Source organism: Siphonobacter sp. (assembly GCF_048595215.1).
Classification (GTDB): domain Bacteria; phylum Bacteroidota; class Bacteroidia; order Cytophagales; family Spirosomataceae; genus Siphonobacter.
In genome coordinates this window covers 1-6,991 of record NZ_JBMDWJ010000170.1, presented here as the reverse complement: position 1 = coordinate 6,991, position 6,991 = coordinate 1, and the positions used below count along the sequence as shown (strand labels likewise).

10 protein-coding genes are annotated in these 6,991 nt (G+C 47.0%); all 10 read left to right on the top strand.

All coding sequences use genetic code 11. The features are described from left to right. Positions 1 to 953: 953 nt before the first annotated feature. Entirely contained in the window at positions 954 to 1,616 is a 663-nt protein-coding gene (locus ACOJTG_RS09930) for a hypothetical protein (RefSeq protein WP_420153683.1), read from the top strand. Between the two features lie 13 nt (positions 1,617 to 1,629). Continuing rightward, positions 1,630 to 2,091 (top strand): hypothetical protein, encoded by a 462-nt coding sequence (locus ACOJTG_RS09925; RefSeq protein WP_420153682.1) that lies wholly within the window; start codon positions 1,630 to 1,632, stop codon positions 2,089 to 2,091. A 3-nt stretch (positions 2,092 to 2,094) separates the two neighbouring features. Next, complete coding sequence (locus ACOJTG_RS09920; protein WP_420153681.1) at positions 2,095 to 2,490, top strand: hypothetical protein; 396 nt, start codon at positions 2,095 to 2,097, stop codon at positions 2,488 to 2,490. A 67-nt stretch (positions 2,491 to 2,557) separates the two neighbouring features. Continuing rightward, positions 2,558 to 2,740 carry a hypothetical protein gene (locus tag ACOJTG_RS09915; protein ID WP_420153680.1) on the top strand — a complete coding sequence of 61 codons (183 nt, stop codon included), beginning with the start codon at positions 2,558 to 2,560 and terminating at the stop codon, positions 2,738 to 2,740. A 514-nt stretch (positions 2,741 to 3,254) separates the two neighbouring features. After that, the gene (locus ACOJTG_RS09910; protein ID WP_420153679.1) at positions 3,255 to 3,482 is read left to right on the top strand and encodes a hypothetical protein; all 228 of its coding nucleotides are present in this window, start codon (positions 3,255 to 3,257) and stop codon (positions 3,480 to 3,482) included. A 154-nt stretch (positions 3,483 to 3,636) separates the two neighbouring features. Beyond that, entirely contained in the window at positions 3,637 to 4,131 is a 495-nt protein-coding gene (locus ACOJTG_RS09905; RefSeq protein ID WP_420153678.1) for a hypothetical protein, read from the top strand. Positions 4,132 to 4,310: 179 nt separating this feature from the next. Next, positions 4,311 to 4,919 carry a hypothetical protein gene (locus ACOJTG_RS09900; RefSeq protein WP_420153677.1) on the top strand — a complete coding sequence of 203 codons (609 nt, stop codon included), beginning with the start codon at positions 4,311 to 4,313 and terminating at the stop codon, positions 4,917 to 4,919. Positions 4,920 to 4,924: 5 nt separating this feature from the next. Next, on the top strand, positions 4,925 to 6,265 hold the full coding sequence (locus ACOJTG_RS09895; RefSeq protein WP_420153676.1) for a hypothetical protein: 1,341 nt from the start codon (positions 4,925 to 4,927) through the stop codon (positions 6,263 to 6,265). 21 nt (positions 6,266 to 6,286) lie between these two features. Beyond that, positions 6,287 to 6,706, top strand: coding sequence for a hypothetical protein (locus ACOJTG_RS09890; protein ID WP_420153675.1), 420 nt, complete (start codon positions 6,287 to 6,289; stop codon positions 6,704 to 6,706). 2 nt (positions 6,707 to 6,708) lie between these two features. Continuing rightward, positions 6,709 to 6,991: DUF1353 domain-containing protein (locus ACOJTG_RS09885; RefSeq protein ID WP_420153674.1), on the top strand; the 283-nt coding region annotated here is incomplete at its 3' end.

Genomic DNA, 6,991 nt, shown 5'->3' with positions numbered 1-6,991 from the left:
GGTATAGGTGGCTTAGTGAATCACCAACCGCATATTACTGAGATGCTAGGTGAACTTTTATTGAAAGGTAAATCTCCATTTTCTAACTTCCATAAGTTCCAAAATATTCATCCTTAACTTAAACTATAGAATATCCGCTGGATGACCATACGTGGGACTTTAGCGGGGTGACTGGAGTGGACAGTAGGAGGTAAGTGAAGGGGATGGGGTTCGACACCCCTACCAGTTTCAATAATGTGTCTTGCGGCATCTTAGAGTTAGGTTAGATGATATTAATACTCTCCAGGGTTTCCCTGGAGAGTATGTAAACCAAGTTTAGTACAGATAATATTTGCACCAGACATTATATGCAAACGTAGCTGCTTGTGTGGTAATAGGGATCGAATCCCAGCTGGTGCACAATAAGGGTGTTATTTCACCGAGCCCTTATTACTCGGACAACCGATTAAGTTAAAGGTGTGGGTTAATTATTCCGGAAAAGCCCTCCGGAGCTTTCTGGAGGGCTATCTTTAATAAAACCACAGTCTTTAGAGCTTAAGCATTTGTCCGTCGATTACAGAGCAAGTACGGAGTTTTTAGAGGCCGTTTAGCTCGTCAGTTCAACCAATTAAAGTACAACTTTTTAATACTCTTTCCTATGGCAAGCAAAACAACCCTTCGACGTTTCCCTACATAAAACTTTCTGGTATATCTCCAGCTGTACGCCAATGTCGCGAATTTGACGTATAGCTATCCCCGCTAAGTCGTATTTGGGTCCTCCGAAGCGGCTGATAAGAATCTTTTTGCCCTAACGCTGGGCGTTTTTTTAAGGCCGGATTTCCTGTTATTCGGTTAGGGGAGTACCTCGATTTCAGCTTTTCCTAAAAGCTGTTTACCACAGTTTTTGTTAACAAAGTTAGGGGCGGTGTGCAAAAATTTTCGAAAAAGCCCGCCCGTCAAAATGTCATCCCGCTATGTCCGCTACTCCAGCAATGAACCGACCGTTGGTTCCACGTAAGCCGCAAGGTGATAGTATTTACGCCGTTTGGAAAGCCACCTATTACATGACCGAAGGCAACGCAGTGAAGGAAATGAAAGGCTATTCAAAGTTTACAGGGCAAACAGAAAACTCGGACCCAGCTTCTTCACTCTTAGGCTTTGTCAGTCGATTAATTTCGAACGGATACCTTGAGAAAACGTATTACATGGAGTTTTACACAAATGCGTTTTATAGTGATCGACGTCAGGAATTAGTAGTTGAATTAACCCCTGATAATTACGAGTTACACGGCATTGCTCAAGCTTATTATCCACTTAAGAAAATCCTTGACGATGTTTATGCAATGAAGAAAAACAAACTTGCCTACAAAGACATCGCCGCCCAGTATAAACAAGGTCCTAAAGCTGCCAAGAAAGCGGAAGATGAAAAATTATTCAAGTTTGATCCAGGCCGTTTTAAATCAGAAAAGGAGTTTGGTGATTACTGTCAATGGCTTCAGGATGTAAAAGGTTATCCACGTGGTCGATGTGTCGGTTTCTTCCAAGCTTATCGAAAAACCTTTGTTTCATTAAAAGAGGCTGATTTACCACTCGTTCAGGATCTAGCTAATAAGTGGAACATAAATAAGAAAAGATGACATGACTGGCCAAATGACACCCTATTACTTTCGCTGGGTGCAGGAAGTTGAAGTTTTCCTTTGTCTGGAAGAAATAGGAGTTCTTCAAATGTCGATGAAATACGCTTTTGAGCACCTTTACCGCGAAGACAAAGAGTTAGAATCGCCTTCCTTTGACAACCTGCACAAAGGTTATTTACTTCTCCAGCTTTCCAACAAGCTTATCAAGCTACCCCAGCAAAAACGGTTTCAGGTATATCCCTATAACCATCAAATCAAAGTAAAATTTCCACTCGCTTTGCTCAGCTGTCTTTACGACGTCGTAGCCAGTTCCAGAATGGGAAGTTTAATTAGGTTGCAGGGTAACATCGAAACGGTACTGCAAGGCTTTGGATACGAATTCGTAGACGAAGAACCCGTCAGTTACTTAGAGGCACTTAAAGAGGAATATTACCGATTAGAATCAGATTTACAAGAATTCCGTGAAGCCCATTAATCTATGATTAGAAAAATAACCTTCGCATTCCTGGCCAGCCTGTTGCTGGCTTGCGACAACACCCAAATGGAACAGGTCCGGGAAGATCTCAAAGGCTGGCAGATGGTCGAGCAGTTAGAAAAGCTTAATTCAAAGCTAACAGCCAATAATACAGTTTTGACTAGAAACATTGCCGTTTATGAGGAGCATATCAAGCTTAGGGATACAATGGATCAACTCAAGGATGAGCGTCTGGCCATTTATGAAAGGCATATTGCTTCTCAAAATAGGGCGATTAGTGCTTACCAATCCCAAGTAAATCGCTTAGAAGATCAGGTTTGGGTGTATCAAAAATGGATGAACTATCACACTCCCCAGCGATTCAACGTCGATACCACCTTTACGCTTTCAGAATATTAGTACCCCTTCAATTTCTCCCCCTTCACTTTCCCCAGTGAAGTAATCTCAAATCCCAAAAATTACGCAAATGATTAACCTTCTTATCGCGGCGGGTTCCGTACTCGCTCTGGCCCTTGCTGTACTCTTTCTAACCTATTTAGCTGAAAACTGGCCTATGATCTGGCATTCCTACAAGGCTGTTATAACGATTAAACCTGTCCGTTTCACGTGGACAAAAACATCGATCAGTGTAGCCTGGGATAAGCATTAACAAAAAAGGCCTTCGGTTCCCCAACCGAAGGCCCAACATTCAAACCCCTGAATGATTAAAAATTACGCACGGCAAAGCTAATGATTCTCCAACGATTAATACTACTCGTTACCCGTCACCAGCGTGAGATTATCACGGCTGTTATTCTCCTAAGCCACTCTGTAGGCTTATGGGTATTTGTCAAAACTCTACTTAATCACCTCATATATGGGCACCTCAAAACCAAACACCTCCAGGTCCGTCCCAGCAAGATCCGGCTTTTTCAGTGGAAGATTCTACGTTTACTACCTGGCAAAGCTCCAAGAAATTAAAGGCTATAACTGGCTAAATGTTGCTGTCTGGTTGATTGGTCTCCCTATTGGGGTAATCGGATTTGGAATCCTTTTGTGGTCATTATTTACTCATCTCTGGCCATGAACGACGCGATCCTGATTACCCTGTCCATACTCGTACCGTTCGCCATTTATAAGGCCTACAGGTACTTTTCAAGACCAACTAAAAACTACTACACGAAATGAAACATAAGTTATTTTTTTATCCGCTCCTGTACTTTTTCGGCTTTTTGCTCCAGTATCTGGTAACGGCCATTCTCATTTACCTGATCATTGCTTTTCTCAAACAGGAAATTCATCCGAGCAAGTTTACTGAAGATCACTTATTTATGATTCTATTTCTTCCTGCACCGATTCTATTAATAGGGCAATTCATCCATGGAATGGTGACGTACAGAAAATCGGAATAAAGCCCATTTAGTGTAGAAAATACTCTAAATATGACTACTTATCGAAAAAGCTCAGTCCTTCAGAGGATTGAGCTTTTTCTTGTATAGTTAAATCATTTGTTTAGTCGCCGCTAAAATCGTATTTTGGAGGAAAATTTCCACCCCCAGAACACCTATGTCCACTGCCGCTAGAATCGCCACCCCGGTGGCGTCTATTGAGGTGCCCGTACAGGCTCTCACCAAGGAGTATATGCTTTCTGAATTCGGTTCCGGTCGCGAACCTATCCCTCATGTAAATCCGCTTATTCGGTCGCAGCTTGAACTAGCCTACGGGTTTTTCACCCTTAACATAAAAAACAAGGCTACCCGCAACGGCGATACGGTAATGATTGAGATTGAGCTGCCCAAGGATCTTAAACCTAATCAGTTTGACTCGCTGCACCTGTACAAACTTGGAAAAGCTTTCGACACCATCCGGGACCACTCAATTACCAAAGAACTCAATATGGGATCAGTGCTGACCAACCCCGGTACCGCTGCCCGGATCGTGATGGATCAGTACGATTTCGATCCCAAGCATGAAGGTAAAATACGTCAACAATCTTACCGACAGGCTACGCTTTCCCGCTTAAAAAGAGGTGAATTACTGAGTAAAAAAAAGCAAAAATAATTTGTCACATTACCCCCCCCTTTGTCACAATTTTAACGATTTTGTCACAAAAGGGCCTCATTTGTCACAAAACGGTTATTGATTATCAGTATTTTCCTTAACCAAAACCCCTCTAAACCGCTCAAAAGGCGGTTTTTTTTGTAACACGCAATGCCATCCGCAAAGGTAAATTTTGCGTGATGGTTAACCCACTCCCCACCTTTCCTACTCAAACCGCTTCGGCAGCTTACTACGGTTCGCTGTCGAAGCTTTTTTTGTTTGACGCCCGAAATGTGCTGCTGCCCTTCGCCCGGTGGGCTCCTGAAGCATTGCCGGCCTCTTTTAATGGGGTAGGGGGGGTAAAGGTTTACTTCAGGCCTGAAACCGCTTCCGTATCGATGCTCGGCGGATCTTCCGCTTTCGGCTCGGCTACTTCGGTAGATCTGACCTTTGAAACCATTAATGATTCGCCGGCTGTCTTAGCCTGGCTAACTAGTCTATCAGAACTCCCACTTTTTGTCCTAGCGTATCCAGTACGAGCCGGCCTCATTCGCGGCTTTCAGACTTTATATCTGACCTACGAATACAAGAACACCGGCGAATACGCCAAGGCCCCGCGGTACCTAGTAAGTCTCAAGCCGAAAGGCCTGGCGAAAGTCTGGTACACCGAAATGCCGGAACCGACGGGCGAAACGCAGCCTGGGCCTGTGCTTCCTGTTGATCCGGACGATCCTAAAAACCCTGACAATCCTAACCCACAACCCACCCCTGGGGCTTTCTCGAAAGGCTTCAGTAAGGGATTCTCTTAAACTGTATGGGAGTATTCGATAACTTGAAGAACTGGCTCAGAACTAGTATCTGGAAGGACAACACCACAGAAGATATTACCCCCGCGAAGCTTCGTGAGGGGATTTTTGCTTTCGCTGATCAGGTCGAGCAGTTACTAGCCGTCGTGCGGCAAAGTAATACATCCAAATACGTTACAGCCGTAACGGCAAATGATCGGAGCTGGCCGATTAAGCTTTCTTTGCCCACGAACGCTATCGGAGACTTTCTCATTACCGGCATTACCAAAAAGGTCTTTTTAAAAGACGTACACTTCACCGTATCGGGAGCAGGAGACAGCCGGGTTATCCAGATCACTGATCAAACCATTGATAAGTTCGAACCCGGCGAAAAGCTATACTATTCCGAACTTCAAAAGGGTTCCGATCTGGAATTTAGCGTTTTTCAGGTGGGAATGATCAACCAGGGCGGCCAGAACAAATTCGCCTGGAAAATGCCTTCGGAACCCGAATCCGCGTTCCGTCCCTTCGCTGACGTTCCCAGCGGCTACCGTACGACGGACATTCTGCACCCGGACGCGGGTTTTGGCCTGCTGCCCCTGTCTCAGGTGCTGGCGAAAACCTCCTTCAAAGAAAACCCCATCACGGCGGAAACCGACTGGCGTACGCTTTCCGACGGAATCTATTTCTACGCCGCTGCAACCTGGCGTACGGATCGATTCGCCCCTACGGAAGCGTATGGCTACGGCTTTGCCTGGGTCGTCAATCGGGCCGATGGCTGCTTTATTCAGATCTATCCGCACGCCATCCCTCAAGGCGTTGGTGGTGCCACGCTGGTCCGTTTTCCCGGTGCCGACTGGCAGTACTCCAAATGGCAGTATACCTACGTGAAGGCCGAAGTCAACCGGCTAAACAGGTTGATGATCGGCGTGTCGGCCGATTCCGGCGAAAATGTGCAGTTCGACGGTTCGATTGCCCTGAACGGAGTGAATGTCAGCACAAGAAAGCTGACCAAGAACATCGCTTATAAGCCGGGTGACTGGATGACTGTGCTCACGGCCATTGAAGACCTGGAGTTTCGGGCTACGTACCTGGTTAGCCTAAGCTTTTCTACGTTCGATCAAGGCGGCCGTCTGTACTTCTACGGGGGTACGGGCCAGATCACCCTCACGGAAGGTACCAATGCCGACACGCCCATCCCTTTGACTTTCAATGGCTATGCCCACGCCACCAACGACGTGACGGTCGAATATCGGTGGTTGCTGGGTAAGGGAGTCAATACCGCCCGCCTCCAGATTCGTACCGTAGGGGATGATGGCACCGCCTCCGGTACGCTTCCCGTACAAGTTCAACTTCGCCGCCTCCTGTAATTTCTAACCCACCCCCTAATCATGTTTGATTTTCGTATCCAGCCTGAGACGTTCCAGGACATCGACCGTCTCAGCTACCAGATTGTCAGCCTGAAGGGAAAGGTCATCGACCTGCCTTTCACGCTCGACGCTGAAACGTTTCCCTTCACGCTGTTCATTCAGTTCATCGACGAAACCGGCCGGGCCCGCAGCACTAAAAACGCTGACCGTCCGGATTTTCTCAAAGTGCTGGTACCGGCCGTCCAGGCCGCTGATCCCAGCCTGACGCCCGAACAGGCCACGGCTACCGCTAATGCTCAGGTCAATCAGCTCATTGCCGGCTTGCTCGTAGGCTCCAAACCCCAACGCTACCAGGCGGCTCAGCTGCTGGCCACCACCTATCAGTTCACCCTCTTGCCGCTTCGGGAGCAGGAGCCCGTTTCACCCCTGAGCCTTAGCTAAACATGCGACAGTATCCGGACTTTGTTTTTGTCAAGGATCGGCCTCTGATGCCTAAGAAACGGCGTTTCTGGCGGCTCCGCACGGTAAAAACCACCCGTTTTGTGCTCTACGAACGCGTCGGATTTACTTACTACGGCCAGCGACTGGAAATGCCCTGGGGATTCAAGTCGGACTTTGCTTCGATCCCCCGCCTGCTCTGGTGGCTGATCCCGCCGCACGGCCTGGCTGCCCTGCCTTCCGTCAAGCATGATTACCTGTACGACGAACGCATCGGACAGAAGCAGT